Genomic DNA, 17,750 nt, shown 5'->3' with positions numbered 1-17,750 from the left:
GGCGTGGACGCTCGTACATACTGGTCTGGAAACCCGTCACTGAGATCCGAGGAGTGGACATGGCCGTCACGGTGTTGCTGGAACTCAAGTTCAAACCCGATTCGGTGGCCGCCGCCCGCGAACTGTTCGGACGGGCTCTCAAGGACACCCGCAGCTTCGACGGCAATCTGGTCACCGATGTGATCGTCGACGAAGCCGACGAAGCGCACTGGGTCATCTACGAACGGTGGGAGTCCGTCGAGCACGACGAGGCGTACCGGGCATTCCGGGCCGGCGAGGGAAAACTCGTCGATCTGCCCCCACTGCTGGCCCAGCCTTCGGTCAAGACCCGCTACCTCGACAGCGACGTCTGACCGCATGGGCCGGCATGTCGTAGCGCCGGCGTATCGTATCGAACATGAGTTCGATACTGTTATCCGAGCGGTCGGCCGTGGGTGATGCCCTCGACCACTTGAACGCCGCCTGCAAAGAGATCGACGCGCTGTCCGTGCACGCATTGACCCGGACGGAGCTCCAAGAGGTGTTGAGCCGGCTCAACGCCGGCGAGAAGCGGTTGGCGACGGTCCAGCAACGGCTGCTGGGACGGATGGTCGCGACCGACAACGCCGCACCGCCCCAGTTCGACCCGGCCGCGGTACTGGCCAGGAGGCTGCGGATTTCGCCGGCTGAAGCACGGCGACGGATCGCCGACGCCGGCCCACCCTGAGACCAGCATGACGTGTGTCGGGGCACCGATGATCGATGCCGTTGCATATCCTCAGCGGATGGCTGCCCCCGAGGATCGCGGACCCGTATTCGCTGCGTCAGGCTCGCGAGAACCCATGGGCACCGAGGTCGTGGTCATCCACACCGACGGCGGATGCCGCCCCAATCCGGGCCCCGGCGGCTGGGGTGCGGTGCTGCGCCAGCGTGAGCACGTCCGCGAGATGTGCGGTGGCGAGCCCGGCGAAACCAGCAACAACCGGATGGAGCTGACCGCGCCGATCATGGCGCTGGAGGCGCTCACCAGACCGGTGGTGGTGCACCTCTACACCGACAGCACCTATGTCCGTAACGGCATCACCAAATGGGTCCTCGACTGGGAACGCAACGGCTGGTTGACCGCTGCCAAGCAGCCGGTGAAGAACGTCGACCTGTGGCAGCGGCTGCGGGCGGCCTGCGCGCGGCACCAGGTCGAGTGGTTCTGGGTGAAGGGGCACTCAGGGGTCGGCGATAACGAATTGGCCGACGAGCTGGCGACCCGCGGTATGCACGAAGCGGTCGGCACCTCTTATTCCGACACCGCCCGGTAGTTCACGACGGGTAGCTGAAGTACTCCGGCCCCAACCAGTCCTTGACGGTCGGGTACATCGCCGAACGGAACACCTCCGCGGCGGGCAGCGGCCGATACGCCGCGATCCGCTTACGGATCAACCCGTTTTCGTCGTCCTCGATCAGCTCGAAGATCTCCAGGTCCCGACCCTCGATCTGGCCCTGCCACCGCAGAAACGTGGTGCGGTCATCGAGCCGGTGCTCGGACACATAGTGACCGGAACGCACGTGCGATGACAGCACCCAGATCTTGCTGATGACCTCGCGTCCCGTCACGACCTTGGTCAGGATCGGCGTATGAAACTCGACATCCTCGGCGAGCAGCGCCGCCACCTCTTCGGGTGTGTTGTTTCCGCGTTCACGGAGTGCGTGCAATGGGTGCATGGCGAGTCCTGAGTTGTCCGACCGGAGCATCGTGCTCGATGCTTCACGGTACAAGTTCATTCAATGAACTTCAACCCCCGGACCGGCCGAATCCGCGAAAGGCACCAGCATGCGGTGCGGTTTCAGCAGCAGGCGGCTGATCCGGTCGTCCCGGCCGACGTCCAGGGACTTCGATCGCCTCGGGCGAACTTCGAGATCGCGAGGCTGCGGGACCACGCCGCACCTACCGCAGTTGCCCAGCGGCGTCAGTTGCCCACCGCAGCCGAAGTGCACTATCGGACGGCGCAGGCTCGCCTCCACATAGTGCTCATTGCCCCAATTCATCATCGACCACACGACCGGCCACAGCAGCTCACCCTTTCGAGTCAGCGCATACTCGCTCCGGCCGCTGGCACCAACGGATGTCGTCATGATCCGGTGTTCCACCAGCAGCCTGAGGCGCTCGGTGAGGACTGCGGGCGGAATCTCCAGGTGCTCCCGGAAGTCGGTGAAGCGCACCACGCCGTAGAACGCGTCGCGAATAATCAGGAGCGTCCACCGCTCACCGATCACCTCGAGCGAGCGCGCAACCGGGCACACTTCCTTGTCATATTCTCGCCGCGGAGCCACTTCTGCATGGTACGTCGGTCATGGTTCATTCAACGAACTTAGATGCGCGGTGCGCGCACCTCTGACATCAGGGGCCGAGCAGGGCGAGCGGAACAATCGCGACACCGTCCGGCCTGCGATAGGCGAACTCACCGGTCGTCACGACGACGCTGTCGGCGAGACGATCCCCCACCTGGTTGCGGAGCCAGTGGAGGTGCCGCACGTCGCGGTCGGTGACGGTGGCAGCCAGTTTGATCTCGATCGCCACGATCCGGCGATCTTCACGCTCCACTATCAGATCGATCTCGTGCTCGGTGTTCTTGGTTCGCAGGTGCCCGGTCTGGGCGTTGGAAGCGGCCGCGTAAATACGAACACTCTGGGTGGCAAGTGATTCGAACAGGGCACCGAGCCAGGACCCCGCCGCCTGAGTGACTCTGACACCGTCCCCTTGCAGCAATCCGGTGTTGGCGACGCCGACGAGCCGTGCGGCGATGGCGGGATCCACGAGATGATGCTTGGGGGTTTGCGTGAGCCGCTTGAGAGGACTGAACGTTGGCACCCAAGCCGGCACCGGGTCCAGCACGAACAGACGTTGCAGATGGTTACGGTAGCCGTCAACGGTCTGTCGGGCAGGCTTGTCGGATTCACCGGCCGTCGCGGCGTCGAGCAGGTTTGCGAAAGACGCATCTGTGCCGGTCGCCGCGGCATACGCGGTAAGCCAGGACAGGAGGGTGGCCGGCCTCCGCACCACGTAACCGTTCTCGGGCAGCTCGCGATCGACAATCCGGCTCACATAGCTGTCGAGCTGGATCTGGCGTGCTCGTTCAGGCAGGTCCCGAATACCAGGGAAGCCTGAACGCAGAATCTCGTCGACGTACGTCGGCAGTGCGACCGCCGACCGGCCGACGATGTCAGGCAGCTCGCCCGATAAGAGCTCCCGCAGCGAAACCGTTGGATCGGCCGTACCACGCTCAGCGAGCGCCATCGGCCGCATCTGCAGGCTGACGATGCGACCCGCGCCGGAATGGATTCGGACACCGGGAGCGACGGCCGCTGATCCGGTAAACAGGAATCGTCCACCCGACGGGTCATCGTCGACCGCCCGCCGCACGCGGTCCCAGATCGACGGCGCCAGCTGCCACTCGTCGATCAACACCGGGTGGGGCGCACGTACGACATAGTCGGGATCGGCAGTCACCACTTCGCGCTGGCGGGGATCGTCGAGGGAGACGACGGTCTTGGCACGCAGGCTCGCGGTGGCGGTCTTCCCGACAGCCTTGGCACCTTCGAGTGCGATGGCGGGGAGGTGCGGAAACACGTCGTCGAGCAGCTCATCCAGGATGCGCCGACGATAGGCCACCAGATGAACCTAACAGATGGACGAAGTTCTATCTAACATTTGGACGATTTTCTATCATGCAAATCGACGGCGCGCATTCAGGCTATGGAGACAACTCACCGCCGGCGGTAGCCCAATAAACAACTCTTTGTGCATGTCGATGCATTGTCCGTACAGTCCGTATGATCTAGACGATACGGTCGATCATGTGTAAGGTGCATCACAGCACAGCACCCGATAGACCCATGGACACGCCGCAGAAGACGAGGTGGACACCATGCACGCAGTCGTACTCGACGGCCGGGGCAACCACGAAACCGTCCGCCGACCCCGCCCCGTCGCCGCGCCTGGCGAAGTCGTCATAGCCCCGGCCGCGGTCGGAGTGTGCGGCACCGACCTGCACCTCGTGATCGGCGACTACCCGACGGCCAGGTTCCCCGTCGTGCCGGGACACGAATTCGCCGGCCGGATCGTGGAGGTCGGTCCCGGTGTCGAGAACTTCGCCGTCGGTCAACATGTCGCCGTAGATCCCAACGTGGCCTGCGGATCCTGCGCCGACTGCCTCGTCGGCCAACCCAACCTGTGCGACTTCCTGGTGCCGATCGGCGTCACATCCGACGGCGCGTGCGCCGAACTGGTGGCGGTTCCGGAAAAGGTCACCTACCGCCTGCCGGACGGCTTGAGCATGGCCGCAGGTGCGCTGATCGAACCGCTGTCATGCGTGCTGCACGCACTTGACCGCACACCGGCATTGACCGATCGACGCGTTGCCGTGTACGGCGCGGGCTCCATCGGACTGCTCGCCGTCATCGTGGCGCGCGCCGCGGGAGCCCGCTCCATCCACGTCGTCGAGCCGAGCCCGGCCCGTCGCAAGGCCGCCCTCGACCTGGGCGCCGACAACGCGGTGAATCCCGACGAGACGACCACGTCGCGCGGTGCCGATATCGCCATCGAGGCCAGCGGTCACCCGAGCGCGGTCGCCGCCGCGATCGACGCGCTCGACAAGCGGGGGACACTGCTGCAGATGGGCGTGGTCGGCTCCGAACAGACAATTCCGCTGCGCCCTTACGACCTGTTTGACCGCGAGCTGACGTTCGTCGGATCCCAGTCGGTCGCAAACTCTTTCGCCGCGGCGCTGGCCATGATGCCCAGCCTCGGCGACATCGTCGACAGCCTGGTCACCCACACCTTCCCGCTTTCGCGCTACGGCGAGGCCATTGCCGCCGCGCACAGCGACTCCGCACTCAAAGTCCACATCCTCCCCGACTGATCCTTCCCACCCCAATCCTGCCCACCCGAACGGAAAACTGATGTCGAACGCCATCGCGAACAGCCGGTTCGCCCCGCTCATCGAGAGAATCGGCCTTCCCCCGGCGCTGTTCCTCGGCTTTGTCGGCCTGCTGTTCTTCATGATCGGCGATGGCGTCGAGTCCGGATACATCTCGCCCTACCTCGCCGAGAACGGCGCAGGAAGCGCTCACAACGCCGCCGTCATCATCAGCGTCTACGGCCTGATGGTGACACTGGGATCGTGGCTGTCCGGTGCATTGTCGGAGACCTGGGGTCCGCGTCGGGTGATGTGGATCGGCCTCGGCATCTGGGCGGTGTTCGAAGTCCTGTTCCTGGCCGTGGCGCTCTCGACCGAGAGCTACGTACTGATGTTGATCTGCTACGGCATTCGCGGCCTCGGATACCCGCTGTTCGCCTACGGCTTCCTGGTCTGGGTGTTGGCCGCAAGCCCGGCGCGGCGGCTCGGTTCGGCGGTGGGCTGGTTCTACTTCGCGTTCACCGGCGGCCTGCCGACCCTCGGCTCGCTACTGGCCAGTGGCACCGAGCCGATGATCGGTGAGTACGCGACCTTATGGCTGTCCTTGGGCATCGTCATCGCCGGGGGCCTGCTCGTCCTTCTCGGCCTGCGCGGCGTCGCCGGTGGCGATCGGCTGGCCGCAGCATCCACCACCACCCGTCAAAGCCTGATCGACAGCATCGCCATCGCTTTCCGAAACCCCCGGGTCGGCATCGGTTGCATCATCCGAATCATCAACACCGCACCACAATTCGGATTTCTCGTCTTCTTGCCGACGATTTTCTCCGACACCCTCGGATTCGGCACCGCGGGATGGTTGCAACTGGTATTCATCATCGGCGCCGCCAACATCTTCGCCAACCTGTTCTTCGGCGTCATCAGCGACAAGATCGGATGGCACCGCACACTGCGCATCTTCGGCTGCCTGGGCTCGGCGGTCAGCAGCCTGGCGCTGTACTTCCTGCCGCATGCGGTCCCCGAGTACTGGGTGGCCGGCCTGTGCGCCGCGTTCTTCGGCATCACCCTGGCCGGGTTCACCCCCATCTCGGTACTCATGTCACTCATCGCGCCGGCGAAGAAAGGCAACGCCATCGCCGTCCTCAACCTGGGAGCGGGCGCCGCAACATTCGTCGGGCCCCTGATCGTGGCGATTTTCCTGGACACGATCGGCGCCGGCGGAGTGACGATCATCTTCGCCGCGCTCTACGTGCTGGCCGCGGTGCTGGTGCGCTGGCTACAACTGCCTCCAGAGTCGCAAGAGATCGTCGAGAAGGGGCTGAGCCTCAACGACATCGACGCCGACACCCACGAGATCGTCGCGAAGAGCGCGAAATGACCGCCGCCGTGACGCCGTCGAAAACCGCGCAGTTCATCGACCGCTTGGGTATGCCGCCGGCCCTGGCCTTGGGCTTTGTCGGACTACTGCTGTTCATGATCGGCGACGGCGTCGAATCCAACTACCTGTCACCGTTTCTCATTCACGGTCAGGGTTACGCCGAGTCGTCGACCGCACTGACCATCAGCCTGTACGGGATCTTCGTCACCGTCGGCTCATGGCTTGCGGGGACGCTTTCCTCGATACTTGGGCCGCGACGGGTCATGGCGATCGGAGCGGCGTCGTGGGTGCTCCTCGAGATCCTCTTTCTGGTCCCCGGGATCGCCCTGGATACGCCGTGGATCGCGGTGAGTGCGTATGCAGTTCGCGGAATCAGCTACCCATTCTTCGCGTATGCCTTCCTGGTGTGGATCAACCTCGCGACCCCGGCCCGGCAGCGGGGTAGCTCGGTGGGCTGGTTCTGGTTCGCTTTCGGAGCAGGGCTGCCCACGCTCGGTTCGCTGCTGGCCAGTGCCACCATCCCCGTGCTCGGTGAGTACGGAACATTCTGGTTGGCAACGGTTCTCGTCATCGCGGGTGCGGCGCTGGCGTTGTTCGGGGTACGCGACCTGACGTATGCCGGCCCCACCGGGCATGACGGCGCGGTCCGGGAACTGGTCAAGGGCGTCACCATTCTGTGGCGCGATCCGCGCGTCGCCGCAGGCGCGTTCGTCCGGCTGGTCAACACCGCGCCGAACTTCGCCCTGTTCGTGGTGGCACCACTGTTCTTCGTCGACCGGATCGGCTTCTCGCAGGGCACGTACCTCATGATCGTCACCGTCGTCTACACCGCGAACATCTTTGCGAACCTGTTCTTCGGCGTGCTCGGCGACCGGTTCGGGTGGCGGCGCACCGTCACCTGGTTCGGCTGCGTCATGTGCGCCGTCGGCGTGCTGCTGCTCTACTACGTGCCGCTGCTGGTGGGGCCCAATGTCGTCCTCACCATGGTGTGCTGGGCGGTGTTCGGCATCGGCTTGGCCGGATTCGTCCCACTCACCGCTCTCGTGCCGTCCATGGTGCCCGCGGACGATCGGGGCAGCGCATTGGCGGTCTACACCCTGGCTGCGGGCCTGTCCTCGTTCGTCGGTCCGGCGCTGGTCGGACTGCTCGGCGGGGTGACCCACATGGGTGTGCTGATCTGGACGTTCGCGGCGCTGTACGTCGTCGCCGCCGCGGTGACCTACGTCCTGCGCACCGATGCGGATCCCGGGCGGGCTCAGTGAACGAAGTTGAGGTCGACGGAGTTGACGCTGACCTCAAGCGGGATGACGTCGCTACGGACCCACGTTTCGTACAGGTCATACCGCAGACCCTCCGACGTCCACGAGATAGATCGGATCCGCAGCAGCGGTTCTGCCTCGCTGATCTGCAGCGCCTCGGCGATCTCGGGCGTCGGGTGGGCCGCGCGAATGATCCGGTTGGCGCCCGCCATGCTGAACCCGGCCGCCGCCAACACGGTTGTCAGGGCTTCACGCCCGGACAGAACGTCGGTCGCCCCGGCCAACGTGGCGGCAAGAATCGGCGGACTGTAGTTGGTGCTGAACAGTGCGGGCGCACCCTCCAAGGTCCGGAGCCGGACTAGCTCGAATCCGCTTGTCCCTTCGGGCAACTCCAACGCGTGGCAGGCTTCGGCCGGAAGGGTCACCGTGCCGGATCGCAGCACCTGGGTGCTCACGGACCGGTTCTGGTGCCCCATCGCGTTCTCCAGGAAGCCCTCCTTGCCCTGGATGACCCAACCGGTACCGTCGGGCGGCTCGCTGGCGAAGACTCCGCGGTTGGGGATGCGCTGGGCGGCGCCGCGGGATTCGAGATACTGCAGCGCTTGACGCACGGTGGCCCGGGACAGGCCGAACTCGGTCGACAGGTCGTTCTCACTGGGCAGCTTTTCGCCGCGGGCGATGACGCCGGTGGCGATTCTGCCCTCCAGCGTGCGGGCCAGCTGCTGGTAGTAGGGCACGGCCGAATGCCGGTTGATGGCGCCTTCGCTGGTCACGGTCACAGGTCGGCTCCTCTCGGCATCCGTCGTGGCTGCCGCGCCGGTAGGCGGCGGTGAAACTTGATGATATTCGGTCTACCGCAGCCGACTCGGACCGCGGACGCCCCGCGCGCCGACGGTTCCTTCATCAACGAACCTCCCCGATCCGGCCGGCGGGCTTGCCAGCTTGTGACGCAGCCCATATAGTACGGATTGTACATACAGACCAGACAATCATCTAGACCTGGGGTAACGCCGAATCGCCCGGCCGCTTCAGGCCACCACGGAGCAAGAAGAGGGAAGGCACCATGTCCATCGAATACCGGATGCGCCGCACGCTGCCGAGCGATCGGGCGGCGATCATCATGCCGGTCGATCACGGCCTGATCTTCAACCGCATCGAGCGCCTCGAAACGCCGTCCACGCCGTTCGCCGAGTGGGCAGGCACCGATGTCACCGGGTTCATGATGACCCCGGGACAGGTCAAGCAGACCGAGAGGTTCTTCGCCGAGCACCCGCACCTGAGCCGCGTGCTGACCATCGACACCTACTACGACTACACCCAACTCGACGGCGGCGGCTCCCACTCGCTGATCACCACCGTCGAAGAGGCCGTCCGCATGGGCGTCGACGCGGTGAAGATGCTGTTCCCGTGGAACATGTCGCGCGCCGAGCGGGCGGCCATGTGCGCGCGGGTCGGCGGGGTCGTCACCGCGTGCGATCGGTGGGACATCCCGCTGGTGCTCGAGCCGGTCCTCATGGGGGCACCGCGCACCGAGGACGTCGTCATCGAGGAGGAGAAGGTCGCGCGGATCGCCTACGACCTGGGCGCACACATCATCAAGATCGCCTTCCCCGGCGAGGAGCGCACGGCTCGCCTGGTCAGCGAGCTGAAGGTTCCGCTGGTCATCGCGGGCGGACCACTGTCGGGTGAGCCGTCCGAAACCGTCGATGCGGTCGCACAGACGTTGCGTGCCGGTGCCCGTGGTGTGATCGTGGGTCGGAACATCTGGCAGCGTGAGCGTAGCGAAGGCGAGACCGTGCTCAAGGAGATCGCCGCCCTGACCCACGACGTCAGCTTCGAGGATTAGCGCATACGAATAGAGGACGACTGGCATGCCTCACGGTCACGGCGGGCGATCGCACGTGGTCTGCGGAGTGGACATCGGCAGCACCAACACCAAGGTGATAGCGCTCGACCCCCGTGGTGTCGTGGTCGCCCGACTCAGCCGCTCGACACCACGGGCCACGACCGGCGCACCCGTCGACGCGTTGGCGCTCCTCGCCGACATCGAACGGATGATCCTCAAAATCTGCTCGGACAGGTTCCTCGTCAGCGCGGTGTGTGCGGCCGGCGTCGGTGAGGACGGGGCGCTCGTCGACGACACGTTGACGGCCATCACCCCGGCCCTCGCGTGGTTCGATCCACGCCGGGTCGACGTTCTCGCCGCGCTGATGCCCAGCCTCGACAACTATGCACACCCCTGTGTCGGCGACGATGCCGCGCGCACCATCGTGGGCTGGCGGTGGGCCGTCGATCAACCGGGCGCCGAACGGGCACACTCGTGGCTCGCCCTCACCGACTACGCCCCCAGCGTGTGGAGCGGAACCGCCTTCATGAGTGACACCCTCGCCGCACGGACCGCTGCCTGGGACGGCCGCACCCGCACGTGGATCGACGCCCGGGTAGCGGCCGGTATCGGGTCCGAACGGCTGCTTCCACCCGTACGCAAGGCCGGTGACATCGTCGGAGACTTCGTCTCCGGCCGACTCCCGATCTCCGGTGTCATTGCTCCCGACGCCGTTGTCGTCGCCGGCGGACATGACCATCCGGTGGGCGGATGGGGGGTCCACCGAATGGACCCGAACTCACTCTTGGATTCCATGGGAACCGCCGAAGTAGTTGTCGCCCAATCGCCGTCACACAACGTCGAGCATGGCCAGCACATCGATACCGCCCCGGGAATCCGATCCGCAGGCACGACCGTCCTCAGCGTCGAAGAACTCGCCCGCAACGTCGAATGGGCCTCGCGCGACCCCGAGGTCAAACGGGAGCTCGACGCCATCATCGCGGGCGACCGCCTACCCGACGAGTATCTGCGGGAGCCGGTCTTCCTGCCCGGCAGCCGCGGCGGCGGCCGACCTCACTTCACCACGGACGCACCACGTGCCGCGGTGTCACGCGCCTCGGCCGTACTCGGCGCGCTGGCCCGGATCGGCGAGCGGGCCCAACACGCCGTCGGTTCTCACCTGACCGGGCAACCGCGGGTGTACGCCGCGGGCGGCTGGTCACGGTCACCCGGTTGGATCTCCGCGAAGGCCGCCGCGACCGGTCAGGACATCACCGTGATTCCGGAGTCGCAGGTAACCGCGACCGGGGCAGCGCTGTTGGCCGCCAACGCCATCGGCTGGGATCCCGTTCCAGGGATCGCGCTCGGAATGGTGCCGGCGACGAGTCAGCCGGCCACATCCATGTGACCCCGTCAGGTGGAGTCCTCGACCTCGACGTCGACCATGTTGGCGCGTCGCTCGTTGTCGATGCGTCGGCGGCGATCCTCGGCACGGGTGACGCGGCGTCTGGGCATGGTCAACCCTGCGGTGTGCTTGGGTGGTGGTGTGCCCGACGCGGTGACTTCGGCTGTCGGCGCGCATAATTCGCCGAACAGCAGTCGGCTGCCGGGGAAGGTGGTGTGGGTGCGACCGTCGGGGTCGGTCCACACGAGCATGCCGTCAGGGAACTGCCGGTAGGACCACCCGGGCCAGAACGTCTTGAGGAGGTGGTGTTCGCGGCACAGGCAAGCCAGGTTCGACGCCGCCGTCGGCCCCCACGGGTAGGCGATGGTGTGGTCGATATCGGTGACGGTGACCGGTCTGGTGCATCCGGGGAATCGACATGTCCGGTCCCGGCACCGGACGAATTCGGCGAGCGCCACCGAGGGCCGGTAGCACGGTTCCGGTGGCCCCTGACCGGGATGGACGATGGTGCGGATCCTGGCGTGCAGTGCGGCGTGGGCTACCACCGGGGCCGGCACGACCGGTCCCCCGAGGAGCACCCCCGGCCCGGCGGGGCACAGTTCCCCGCGGTCGGTGTTCAACGCATCGAGCAGCCCCGCCCAGCTGTAGGTGTACCAGGGTATGGGCAGCAGCCTCGGCGCCGGACCCACCAGTGCCCGGCGCTGCGCGACGAGATCGCCCGTCGCCGCTACATCAGGCCCGGTCTCGACAGGTTCGTCAACGGATTCCGTCTCGACGCCCCTGTCTGCCACCGTGGCGGGCTCGACGGCGTCCTGGCGGGCGATCATGTGGATCACGATTCCGCCGACCGGCGGTTTGGCGGTGGCCTCGCAGTCCGGCGACTCGCACAGACACGGCAACCGGTCCCAACCGAACCCCATCGCCCCCAACGCCGCAGCCCGACGCTCATCCAGATCGCGGGGATCGTGGTCGCACACGGTACCGGCCAACGCATCCACCCGCCTGTCAACGGCATGGGCGTCGGTGACCGACATGGTGGCATCCAGGTGCGCGATACCCGAGGCGTCATCGACGAACACATCGACCCGGTGACCGCGACTGCTGATCCGGGTACGGCGCACCGCCAACGGATCGTGGCGCAGGATCAACGCGTCGATATCCTTCTCGGCCTGATCCACCGACATCGCACCACCCGCCGCGACCAGATCCGCCAGCTCGGCATCCACCGCCCGCAACGCATCCGCGTCCTTGACCAACACGGTGCGACCGCAAATCTGGTGCACCAACCGATACCCGATACCGCCGGTGGCGAATACCGCAGCCACCTTCGGCAACCGCTCCCGCAGGATCACCGCATCGGTCAACAACCCGTTGGCGACCCCACTCGTGACATCATGCGCCGCCCCGATCTGCGCGCAGACCGCGCTCCAATTGTCGAACCGCCACTGCTCCCGCTCCGCCGACCCGTCGGCGGCATACGCCTGGGCGAGCAGATCGGCCATACAACCCAACCGCGCCGCACACGCCGCGTTCTCCAACACCGCACACACCCGCACCCCGTCACCGGGGGTCCGGGCCGCGGAAACCGCGGCAAGCTGAGAGTCGAACACATATTCGAGTGTAGCGAATTCCACTGACGCGCAACGCCGTAACAACCAAACTGTGGATCAAACCGGCATTGTGGACAATCCCGCCCACGAGCACCCAAAACGTCGGTGCCACATGGTATTGGAGCTAACCTCCACGCGCCTTCACCCGAACTTCGACGTACTTCAGGGCGACGGTCGGGATCAGCGCGATAACGGTGATCAGCAGTACCTCACCGAGGATGTTCGCCATTCTGACCTGGGTGACGTTGCGCAGGAGCTCGAACCCGAGGCCGGTGGTTCCGGAGAACATCTCGGCAAGGATGAGTCCCACGAACGTCAGTCCGAAGGTCACCCGCATCGCGGTGAGCAGCGTCGGTACGAGTTGCGGTACGACGATTTTCCGCAGCAGCGCCGGATAGCTCATCTGCAGGCTGGCCGCCAGCTTCAGATGGAGCCGATTCACCGACGCACTGCCTTCGAGCATGATCAGGAACATCGGGAGCAGGCCCTGGAAGAACGCGAATGAGACCTGGCTCAGCGCACCGAGGCCGAGGAACAGCAGGAAGATCGGGTACAGCACAATCTTCGGGATGCTGTTGAGCGAGAAGATGAGCGGCGACAACGTCCGGCTCCAGAATCCGCTCAATCCGATGAACAGGCCGAGGACACCACCGACGACCACCGCCAAGCCGTACGCGATCGCGAGGTTCAAGACCGTCGATCCGACGCTCGCCCGAAATCCGCTGTCGGCGAGCTCCTTACCCAGCGTCGATACGGACTCGGCCGGTGTCGGAAAGACCGCACTGTCGATGAGGTCGGCAGCGATCCACCAGGCGGCGACCAGCAACACGAGCAGGACCAGGGGCGGGAGGATCCGGGCCCGGGTTGGGTTCGGTGCCGGTTTCGTCCTGCTCGCCGGCCGGACGGTCGTGGCCTGACTCATCGACGCCTCCAATCGAGCCGGTTCAATGCGGCCGAGATTCCCAGGTTCGCGACGAGCGCCAGCAGGCCGACGATCAGAATCGCGCCGTACATGTCCGCCACAGCGAAACTGTCGTAGGCGTTCGCGATGAAGTTGCCCAGTCCGTCGGAGGCCAGGATGAACTCCATCGCCAGGGTGGCGATGATCGAGTACGCCATACCGAGCTTCACCCCGGCGGCGATGTCGGGCATGGCCGATGGCAGTAACACGAGCCGAAACGACTGCCAGCGGGTGAGTTTCAGCGACCGATCCAGCTTGCGGACCACTTCAGGCACCGAGTCGAAGCCGGCCAGGGCATTCAGGATGACGACGACGATGCTGAAGGTCGAGGCCAACAGGACGATCGGCCACACGCCGACCCCGAACAGCACCACGAGAATCGGGTAGACCGCAAACGTGGGCACCGCGTAGAAAACGCTCAGGTACGGTTCGAGCGCCGAGCGGACGATGCCGCTGCGCCACATCAGGTACGCGACGGCCACACCGAGGAGGGCCGCCGCGACGATGCTGATGGCGACGATGACGGCGCTGCGCAGCAGGTCGTTCATCAAGAACTCGGGATCGGTCAGCAGTTCACCGGCCCGCTCCACCATCTCCGTGACCGGTACGAGCGAAAGCCGTGGGACCGCACCGGATTGCGCGAGCAGCTCGATGGCGCCGAAGAAGGCGAGAACCAGGATGATCCGCCACACGACCGCAGGCATCCCGAGCGCCCGGGCCGCCGGCGGCCGGACATAGCTCGGGACCGCCGAGCGCATCGAACCGGCCGGCTCGGCGAGTGATCCTGCCGGTGCCACGACCACCTTTGCCACACCGTTCATCGCGCGGTCGCCTCCATGGCCCGGCCGGCCTCGTCTTTCAGCTGGGTCCAGATCCGTTCGGTCAGCGCGGCCATCTTCGGCGAGGCCAGCGTGTGCTCATCGCGTGGGCGCGGCAGATCGACGTGGATCTCGTCGAGGACGGTGCCGGGGCGGGCACTCATCACCAGGATGCGGTCGGATAACAGCACCGCCTCCTGAATGCTGTGCGTGATGAACAGGACCCCGCAGGACAACTTCTCGACCACCCGCATCAATTCGAACGACATCAACAACCGGGTCTGCTCATCGAGCGCGCCGAAGGGCTCATCGGCCAGGATCAGATCGGGATCCATCGACAGGCAACGCGCGATGGCGACCCGCTGACGCATCCCGCCGGACAGCTGCGACGGGTAGTTGTCCTCGAATCCCCCGAGCCCGACCGTGCGGATCAGCTCGTCGGCACGTTGCATGCGTTCGGATTTCGGCACTCCGCGCACCTCGAGTGCGAAGGCGACGTTGTCCCGCACCGTCCGCCAGGGCAGGGTTGCCGACTCCTGGAACGCGATCGCCGTGCGGTCGCGTGGGCCGCGCAGCGGTTCACCCGCCACGGCAATTCGTCCCTCGCTCGGCGCTTGAAGTCCCGCAACCAATTCCAGCAGCGTCGACTTCCCGCACCCGCTCGGCCCGACGATGGATACGAACTCACCCGGCTGGATCGTGAGGTCGATCGGGCCGAGCGCGTGCAGGACGCCGAACCGCTGAACACAGCCGGACAGGTCGACGATCGGTTTCGCGTTCTGATCGTTCATGGTTCAGCAGCTCTCCGAGGCTTTGGTGGACGCTCCGTCGGGCAGGTACTGCGAGTCGAAAAGCTCACAGAGGTCGACCGCGGAGGCATCCTTGCCGATGAGCTCGAAACCCTTCAGCGCGTTCGCGATCGCCTCGGCATTGAAGCCGACACCCCAGTAGTTGGCCTGCAGATAGGCCGGAATGATCCGCTCCGCGACGGCGGGCTCTTCCTTGGTGTACTTCGCCCAGATCGCCGCGGCCTCTTTGGGGTTGTCGACGGTCCACTGAACCGCCTCGTCGTAGCCTTCGGTGATCGCTTCGATCACTTTGGGGTGATCTTCGGCGTACTCGGGGGTCGTGGTCATCACCGTCTGCTGAAAGGCCGGGATCACTTCCTTGGCCGAGACCACCAGCTTGTACGCGTCCGGGTTCTTCAGTGCCTCCGCGATCGGCAGGACGGTCGCGTCGACGTCGCCGCCTTCGAGCAACGCCAGGCCCTCCCCAAGCCCGCCCGCCGCGGTGCGCTTGACCGTGTTGGGATCGATCCCGTCGGCGTCCGGGAGTAGATAGGTGAGCTGCTGGGTGACCGAACCCTCCCTGGTGAACGACCAGACCTTCACATCCTTGACGGCGTTGACCGCATTGTTCCCGGCGCGGGCGTAGAAGTCGTTGCCCGCCAGGGACTGTACGGCGCCACCGACGACGACGAGATCGGCACCGCTGGCCTTTGCGTCGATCACCGCCGGGAAGCTGGTATCGGCGATCGGAAGGTCACCGGAGAGCTGATTCTGGATCGTCGATGCGCCACCCTTTCCCGGCACGATCTTGCCGACCTCGACCCCGCGGGCCTTGAAGAAGCCCTGATCGATTCCGACGAGCCAGGGGACCGAGAACGGCTCGGTGTCGTGCGTGACGGTGATGTCGATCTTGACCGGCTGGTCCGGGTTGGCGTCCCCGCCGTCACTGCCCGAGCACCCGGCAAGGAGCCCCACCGCAAGGACGGAGGCGGCGAGGGCCGGCAGAAAGACCGAGGACACGCTTCGCTTGCTTGACATATCAGTGCTCCTAATCGGTGGTGCCCGGACGCAGGTACCCGTCCTCTTCGAGTCGCCGCAGCAAGCCACCACGCCGCAGGATCTCGATCAGGAACTCCGGGTACGGATTCGACCCGAGGGGGTCTGCCCCGGTCGAATCGTTCGTGACGGTCGCGTTGACGATGTCGACGGTGAGCTGATCGCCCTCGGTCACCGCCGACGAGATCCCCGGTACGGCAAGGATCGGCAACCCGTAGTTGATGCAGTTGCGCAGGAACAGCGAGTTGAAGCTCTCGGCGACCAGGCAGCTGACCCCGAGCTCGCGGAACAGTAGTGCGACCGGGCGGCTCGATCCGAGTCCGAAGTTCGCGCCACCGACCACGATATCGCCGGCCCGTACCATTCCGGGCCAATCGGTGCGCGAGGCGTTGAACATCTCGCGGGCGGCCTCGGCGACCGGCAGACGCATCGCATATCCGGGAAACATGTCGTCGGTGGTCACCGTGTCACCGAAGACCCAGCACCGGCCGGACAGCACGAGTTCGTTTGTCGTCGTTGCCATCAGAGACCTCCCGGCGTGCTGATGTGCCCGGCGATCGCGGACGCCGCGACGGTCGCGGGGGAAGCCATGTAGATCTCGGCGTCCGGACTCCCCATCCGGCCCTTGAAGTTTCGGGTGCTGGCGGTCACGCACACCTCCCCGGGGCCGAGCACTCCCATGTGATATCCGAAGCAGGCGCCGCAGGTCGGGTTGGTGACGACTCCCCCGGCGGCGACGATCGAGGTGACGTAGCCCGCCGAGACGGCATCGAGGTACACCTGCTGCGAGGCCGGTGTGACGATCAGCCGGACCCCGCTGCGCACCTGCTGCCCGTCGAGGATGTGGGCCGCGACCCGGAGATCGTCGAGCTGGCCGTTGGCGCATGACCCGATGAATGCCTGCTGGATGGGCTTGCGACCCAGCTCGCTCACCGGCAGCGAGTTGTTGATCACCGTTCCCGGCTTCGAGACCATCGGTTTCAGCGCGGACAGATCGACCGTCCGTCGTACGGCGTACTCCGCATCGCCGTCGCCGTTGCACGGATCGGCAATCCCGGCTTGGGATCCCAACGATTCCAGGCACACCTCATCGCCAGGGAACACCGAGAAGTCGGCGCCGACCTCGGCGCCCTGCGCGGCGATCGTCCGACGGTCCGACATCGGAACACTGGCCAGACCCGGCCCGCCGTACTCGATGGCGTGGTCGGCCGCATCGCCGTACTCGCCCGCGACGTGCAGGAAGATGTCTTTGCCGTTGATGTGGTCGGGCTTCTCCCCGATCAGGTCGTAACGGATGGTCGGCGGAACCTGATGCCAGGTTTTCCCTGTGCACACGATCTGCAGGACCTCCGCCGGTCCGAGGCCCCGTGCCGCGACGTTCAACGCTCCCGCGGCGCACGTGTGGGAGTCGGTGCAGGCAAGGTTCTGCCCGGGCAATGCGAGGGCCTGTTCCGCGATCACCTGGTGCGCGATGCCGTGCCGACCGATGTCGTAGAACTTGCTCACGCCATGTATCCGGGCGAAATCCCGTGCACGCTCGCCCCCTTGGGCATCCCGCACCGACGGCGCGGGAACGACATGGTCCATGATCACGGCGAGCCGGTCCGGATCGTGCACCCTGAGGACGTGGTGCAGCCGGTCATGCTGGAACTGCATGTCGATCAGCACGGTCATGTCGACGTCGACGACGACCGTGTCACCGGGCTTCGGTGCGGCGTCGTCCGATGCCCGGCCGAGCAGCTGCTCGATGACGGTGGAACCCAT

General features: G+C 65.8%; 19 protein-coding genes. 8 read left to right on the top strand and 11 right to left on the bottom strand.

The window, feature by feature from the left end:
* The first annotated feature begins 59 nt into the window (after positions 1-59).
* From ACWDTP_RS06000 to rnhA, 3 genes are all read left to right on the top strand, one after another.
* Positions 60-353 carry a putative quinol monooxygenase gene (locus ACWDTP_RS06000; protein WP_450017561.1) on the top strand — a complete coding sequence of 98 codons (294 nt, stop codon included), beginning with the start codon at positions 60-62 and terminating at the stop codon, positions 351-353.
* A gap of 44 nt (positions 354-397) precedes the next feature.
* Complete coding sequence (locus tag ACWDTP_RS05995; RefSeq protein WP_450017560.1) at positions 398-706, top strand: DUF222 domain-containing protein; 309 nt, start codon at positions 398-400, stop codon at positions 704-706.
* A gap of 115 nt (positions 707-821) precedes the next feature.
* Positions 822-1,292 (top strand): ribonuclease HI, encoded by a 471-nt coding sequence (gene rnhA, locus ACWDTP_RS05990; protein ID WP_450017619.1) that lies wholly within the window; start codon positions 822-824, stop codon positions 1,290-1,292.
* A gap of 1 nt (position 1,293) precedes the next feature.
* On the opposite strand, the gene ACWDTP_RS05985 is transcribed toward rnhA, so the two are convergent.
* From ACWDTP_RS05985 to ACWDTP_RS05975, 3 genes are all read right to left on the bottom strand, one after another.
* Complete coding sequence (locus tag ACWDTP_RS05985; RefSeq protein WP_450017558.1) at positions 1,294-1,695, bottom strand: hypothetical protein; 402 nt, start codon at positions 1,693-1,695, stop codon at positions 1,294-1,296.
* Positions 1,696-1,755: 60 nt separating this feature from the next.
* A complete protein-coding gene (locus tag ACWDTP_RS05980; RefSeq protein ID WP_450017556.1) occupies positions 1,756-2,304 on the bottom strand; it encodes a winged helix-turn-helix transcriptional regulator in 549 nt (182 codons plus the stop codon).
* Positions 2,305-2,371: 67 nt separating this feature from the next.
* Positions 2,372-3,643: an ATP-binding protein gene (locus tag ACWDTP_RS05975; RefSeq protein WP_450017554.1), complete on the bottom strand. Its 1,272-nt coding sequence runs from the start codon at positions 3,641-3,643 to the stop codon at positions 2,372-2,374.
* A gap of 256 nt (positions 3,644-3,899) precedes the next feature.
* On the opposite strand from ACWDTP_RS05975, the gene ACWDTP_RS05970 reads away from it, so the two are divergent.
* Genes ACWDTP_RS05970 through ACWDTP_RS05960 form a run of 3 tightly spaced genes read left to right on the top strand, consistent with a single transcriptional unit; the run spans position 3,900 to position 7,526 of the window.
* Complete coding sequence (locus tag ACWDTP_RS05970) at positions 3,900-4,892, top strand: zinc-dependent alcohol dehydrogenase (protein WP_450017552.1); 993 nt, start codon at positions 3,900-3,902, stop codon at positions 4,890-4,892.
* A 40-nt stretch (positions 4,893-4,932) separates the two neighbouring features.
* Complete coding sequence (locus ACWDTP_RS05965) at positions 4,933-6,264, top strand: MFS transporter (RefSeq protein WP_450017550.1); 1,332 nt, start codon at positions 4,933-4,935, stop codon at positions 6,262-6,264.
* Positions 6,261-7,526: an MFS transporter gene (locus tag ACWDTP_RS05960; RefSeq protein WP_450017548.1), complete on the top strand. Its 1,266-nt coding sequence runs from the start codon at positions 6,261-6,263 to the stop codon at positions 7,524-7,526. Before ACWDTP_RS05965 ends, ACWDTP_RS05960 begins: the two co-directional genes overlap by 4 nt.
* Here the strand turns inward: ACWDTP_RS05960 and ACWDTP_RS05955 are convergent.
* Positions 7,520-8,302, bottom strand: coding sequence for a GntR family transcriptional regulator (locus ACWDTP_RS05955; protein WP_450017546.1), 783 nt, complete (start codon positions 8,300-8,302; stop codon positions 7,520-7,522). The genes ACWDTP_RS05960 and ACWDTP_RS05955 overlap by 7 nt on opposite strands.
* 284 nt (positions 8,303-8,586) lie before the next feature.
* Between ACWDTP_RS05955 and ACWDTP_RS05950 the strand changes: the two genes are divergently transcribed.
* Both ACWDTP_RS05950 and ACWDTP_RS05945 read left to right on the top strand, forming a co-directional pair.
* Positions 8,587-9,369 (top strand): class I fructose-bisphosphate aldolase, encoded by a 783-nt coding sequence (locus ACWDTP_RS05950; RefSeq protein WP_450017544.1) that lies wholly within the window; start codon positions 8,587-8,589, stop codon positions 9,367-9,369.
* A 25-nt stretch (positions 9,370-9,394) separates the two neighbouring features.
* On the top strand, positions 9,395-10,756 hold the full coding sequence (locus ACWDTP_RS05945) for an FGGY family carbohydrate kinase (protein ID WP_450017542.1): 1,362 nt from the start codon (positions 9,395-9,397) through the stop codon (positions 10,754-10,756).
* A 5-nt stretch (positions 10,757-10,761) separates the two neighbouring features.
* Here the strand turns inward: ACWDTP_RS05945 and ACWDTP_RS05940 are convergent, their stop codons facing one another.
* From ACWDTP_RS05940 to ACWDTP_RS05910, 7 genes are all read right to left on the bottom strand, one after another.
* Positions 10,762-12,363 carry a DUF222 domain-containing protein gene (locus ACWDTP_RS05940; RefSeq protein ID WP_450017540.1) on the bottom strand — a complete coding sequence of 534 codons (1,602 nt, stop codon included), beginning with the start codon at positions 12,361-12,363 and terminating at the stop codon, positions 10,762-10,764.
* 124 nt (positions 12,364-12,487) lie between these two features.
* Positions 12,488-13,285, bottom strand: coding sequence for an ABC transporter permease (locus tag ACWDTP_RS05935; RefSeq protein WP_450017538.1), 798 nt, complete (start codon positions 13,283-13,285; stop codon positions 12,488-12,490).
* Entirely contained in the window at positions 13,282-14,145 is an 864-nt protein-coding gene (locus ACWDTP_RS05930) for an ABC transporter permease (protein ID WP_450017536.1), read from the bottom strand. The genes ACWDTP_RS05935 and ACWDTP_RS05930 overlap by 4 nt, the downstream gene beginning before the upstream one ends.
* Complete coding sequence (locus tag ACWDTP_RS05925) at positions 14,142-14,933, bottom strand: ABC transporter ATP-binding protein (protein WP_450017534.1); 792 nt, start codon at positions 14,931-14,933, stop codon at positions 14,142-14,144. Before ACWDTP_RS05925 ends, ACWDTP_RS05930 begins: the two co-directional genes overlap by 4 nt.
* Positions 14,934-14,936: 3 nt before the next feature.
* Entirely contained in the window at positions 14,937-15,968 is a 1,032-nt protein-coding gene (locus ACWDTP_RS05920; protein WP_450017532.1) for an ABC transporter substrate-binding protein, read from the bottom strand.
* A gap of 10 nt (positions 15,969-15,978) precedes the next feature.
* Positions 15,979-16,509, bottom strand: a complete 531-nt coding sequence (locus ACWDTP_RS05915) for a LeuD/DmdB family oxidoreductase small subunit (RefSeq protein ID WP_450017531.1) — start codon at positions 16,507-16,509, stop codon at positions 15,979-15,981.
* Positions 16,509-17,750, bottom strand: coding sequence for an aconitase/3-isopropylmalate dehydratase large subunit family protein (locus ACWDTP_RS05910; protein ID WP_450017529.1), 1,242 nt, complete (start codon positions 17,748-17,750; stop codon positions 16,509-16,511). Before ACWDTP_RS05910 ends, ACWDTP_RS05915 begins: the two co-directional genes overlap by 1 nt.

Source organism: Mycobacterium sp. NPDC003449, from assembly GCF_053588415.1.
The sequence above is the reverse complement of the archived record's forward strand: the minus strand, read 5'-3'. Positions and strand labels throughout refer to the sequence as shown.

Bases quoted from the DNA above. Each gene is read 5' to 3' on its own strand.
- ACWDTP_RS06000 (WP_450017561.1), top strand. From the start codon at position 60: ATGGCCGTCACGGTGTTGCTGGAACTCAAGTTCAAACCCGATTCGGTG.
- ACWDTP_RS05995 (WP_450017560.1), top strand. From the start codon at position 398: ATGAGTTCGATACTGTTATCCGAGCGGTCGGCCGTGGGTGATGCCCTC.
- rnhA (WP_450017619.1), top strand. From the start codon at position 822: ATGGGCACCGAGGTCGTGGTCATCCACACCGACGGCGGATGCCGCCCC.
- ACWDTP_RS05985 (WP_450017558.1), bottom strand. From the start codon at position 1,695: ATGCACCCATTGCACGCACTCCGTGAACGCGGAAACAACACACCCGAA.
- ACWDTP_RS05970 (WP_450017552.1), top strand. From the start codon at position 3,900: ATGCACGCAGTCGTACTCGACGGCCGGGGCAACCACGAAACCGTCCGC.
- ACWDTP_RS05965 (WP_450017550.1), top strand. From the start codon at position 4,933: ATGTCGAACGCCATCGCGAACAGCCGGTTCGCCCCGCTCATCGAGAGA.
- ACWDTP_RS05960 (WP_450017548.1), top strand. From the start codon at position 6,261: ATGACCGCCGCCGTGACGCCGTCGAAAACCGCGCAGTTCATCGACCGC.
- ACWDTP_RS05950 (WP_450017544.1), top strand. From the start codon at position 8,587: ATGTCCATCGAATACCGGATGCGCCGCACGCTGCCGAGCGATCGGGCG.
- ACWDTP_RS05945 (WP_450017542.1), top strand. From the start codon at position 9,395: ATGCCTCACGGTCACGGCGGGCGATCGCACGTGGTCTGCGGAGTGGAC.
- ACWDTP_RS05935 (WP_450017538.1), bottom strand. From the start codon at position 13,285: ATGAGTCAGGCCACGACCGTCCGGCCGGCGAGCAGGACGAAACCGGCA.
- ACWDTP_RS05930 (WP_450017536.1), bottom strand. From the start codon at position 14,145: ATGAACGGTGTGGCAAAGGTGGTCGTGGCACCGGCAGGATCACTCGCC.
- ACWDTP_RS05925 (WP_450017534.1), bottom strand. From the start codon at position 14,933: ATGAACGATCAGAACGCGAAACCGATCGTCGACCTGTCCGGCTGTGTT.
- ACWDTP_RS05920 (WP_450017532.1), bottom strand. From the start codon at position 15,968: ATGTCAAGCAAGCGAAGCGTGTCCTCGGTCTTTCTGCCGGCCCTCGCC.
- ACWDTP_RS05915 (WP_450017531.1), bottom strand. From the start codon at position 16,509: ATGGCAACGACGACAAACGAACTCGTGCTGTCCGGCCGGTGCTGGGTC.
- ACWDTP_RS05910 (WP_450017529.1), bottom strand. From the start codon at position 17,750: ATGGGTTCCACCGTCATCGAGCAGCTGCTCGGCCGGGCATCGGACGAC.